The sequence below is a fragment of the Lamprobacter sp. genome (assembly GCF_034860625.1).
GTDB lineage: Bacteria > Pseudomonadota > Gammaproteobacteria > Chromatiales > Chromatiaceae > Lamprobacter.
In genome coordinates this window covers 1-2,152 of the sequence record NZ_JAYESN010000390.1, presented here as the reverse complement: position 1 = coordinate 2,152, position 2,152 = coordinate 1, and the positions used below count along the sequence as shown (strand labels likewise).

Annotated in this window: 4 protein-coding genes; 3 read left to right on the top strand and 1 reads right to left on the bottom strand. The window is 68.3% G+C overall.

Annotation, left to right across the window (positions count from 1 at the left end):
- On the top strand, window positions 1-178 hold a 178-nt coding region (locus VBE63_RS27950), incomplete at its 5' end, for a helix-turn-helix domain-containing protein (protein WP_323686258.1).
- The gene (locus VBE63_RS27945) at window positions 179-334 is read left to right on the top strand and encodes a hypothetical protein (RefSeq protein WP_323686257.1); all 156 of its coding nucleotides are present in this window, start codon (window positions 179-181) and stop codon (window positions 332-334) included.
- On the opposite strand, the gene VBE63_RS27940 is transcribed toward VBE63_RS27945, so the two are convergent.
- Entirely contained in the window at window positions 292-759 is a 468-nt protein-coding gene (locus VBE63_RS27940; protein ID WP_323686256.1) for a rhodanese-like domain-containing protein, read from the bottom strand. The two genes, VBE63_RS27945 and VBE63_RS27940, sit on opposite strands and share 43 nt — an antisense overlap.
- A gap of 127 nt (window positions 760-886) precedes the next feature.
- Between VBE63_RS27940 and VBE63_RS27935 the strand changes: the two genes are divergently transcribed.
- Complete coding sequence (locus VBE63_RS27935; RefSeq protein ID WP_323686255.1) at window positions 887-2,098, top strand: aminotransferase class I/II-fold pyridoxal phosphate-dependent enzyme; 1,212 nt, start codon at window positions 887-889, stop codon at window positions 2,096-2,098.
- Window positions 2,099-2,152 lie beyond the last annotated feature (54 nt).

The window sequence follows — 2,152 nt, the reverse complement described above, 5'->3', positions numbered from 1 at the left end:
CCCAGCGCTCAGGCTCGGGGTCACCAAGGCCGTCCTCGCCTCACGCCTCTCGATTCAACCCGAGACCTGGTCGCGGGTGACCCGCCGCTTGGTCGATGCCGGCGTGATCAGCGTCGAGGGTGAGCGGATCGAGGTCCGGAACCGCACGGCCCTGCAGGCGCTGGCTGACGAGATCTAGGTGTTTGGGCTCGATGACATCAACGAGCTGCCGCTCTCCTACGACATCGCCTGGTATGAGCAGCAGGCGATCATCGTGCTGTTGGCGCTACTGCATCGGGGCGTCAAGCGCCATCAGGACGCGCCAGCCCCCTCAGCGGACTCGACGGCGCGCTGATTGGCCTCAAATCCACCCTTGGCCTTCCAGCCCTCGAGCCCGTCTTGCAGGATGCGCACATTGTCCCAGCCCAGCAGGCGCAGCGCGAAGCCGGCCTGCGCCGACAGCGAGCCGGTGTTGCAGTAGATGACCACCGGCTGGTCGCGGGGGATCTCGTCGCGCTGGGCCACCACCTGGCGCCACTCGATATTGACCGCGCCGGGGATCTGATCGGCCTCGAACTGCGCCGCATCGCGGGCATCGATGACCAGGATCTTCGGCCAATCCTCGGCCGGGATCTGCTCGGGCAGGATGACGCTCGAGCCGTATTCGGTGAACGCCAGATAATCCTCCATGGCTTCGGCCAGGGCGGCGTTGTCATCGGCGTGGAGCGGGGTGGTCAGTAGCGAGAGGGCCGCACAGGCGGCGATGAGAGGCTTGTTCATCGTGATCTTGTGTCTCCAGAGGGGGTGTTGACCTTCAACCCAATCGTTGATCATTCGGTTGAGATCTGTCAATCTCCGCGACCGTCAAGAAAGCCAAGAGCACGAACATCACCGAGGACATCCCGCCATGGCCAAGACACCCGAGCGCAGTCTCGCCACCCGCTGCGTGCATGCCGGCGAGGCCGCCGATGCCCACGGCAGCCCGCATACGCCGGTCTACAGCACCAGCACCTTCGCCTTCCCATCCACCGCCGCGATCCTCGACGTGGTGGAGGGCCGCGCCAGCGGCAGCCTCTACACCCGCTACGGCCTGAATCCAAGCATCCAGGCGCTGGAGACCAAGCTTGCTGCGATCGAGGGCGCCGAGGCCGCGCTCGCCTTCGCCTCCGGCATGGCCGCCGAGGCGGCGCTGTTCCTGGCCCATGGGCGCGGCGGCATCCTCTGCATCGGCGATGCCTACGGCGGCACACTGGAGCTGCTGGCGGATCAGTTGCCGCTGCTCGGCATCCCGACCCATCTGCTGCTCGGCGCCGAGCTGGACCAGCTCGACGAGCGGCTCGCCAGTCTTCCGGGCAACGCCGGTCGGCTGGTGTTCCTGGAGACGCCGACCAACCCGGCGCTCGAGGTCTTCGACATCGCCGCCATCGCCGAACGAGCCCATGCCCAGGGCGCCCTGCTGGCGGTCGACAACACCTTCGCCTCGCCGGTCAACCAGCAGCCGCTGGCGCTCGGCGCCGACCTGGTGGTGCACAGCGCCACCAAGTACCTGGGTGGCCACAGCGATCTGACCGCCGGCGCGCTGATGGGCTCGGCCGCGCTGATCGGCGCGGTTGCGGGCTGGCGCAAGAACCTGGGCACCACGCCGGCGCCCGAGACCGCGGCGCTGCTCGCGCGCAGCCTGCGCACCCTGCCGGTGCGGGTGCAGGCGCAGAACGCCTCGGCACTGGCCATCGCCGAGGCCATGCAGGCGCATCCACGGGTCGCCCGCGTGCTGCATCCGGGACTCGCGTCCTTCCCAGGACATACGCTCGCGGCACGGCAGATGAGCGGCTTCGGCGGCATGCTGACCCTAGAGATTGCCACCGAGGGTGCCGACCCGGCCGCGACCGCCGCCGCGGTGGTGGTGGACCGGCTCAAGCTGTTCACGCTCGCGCCCAGCCTGGGCGGTGTTGAGAGCCTGGTGACGCAACCCTGCACCACCACGCATCACGGACTCACGCCGGAGGAGCGCCAGCGCCGTGGCATCAGCGATGCGATGATCCGCCTCTCGATCGGCATCGAAGATCCAGCCGAGCTGATGGCCGACCTGGAACAGGCGCTGGCGGGCGTCGGAGAATGAGACGCTGGGACTGGCGCATGTCAAGGGTGTTTCGACCTGCGCGTGATGTCGGCC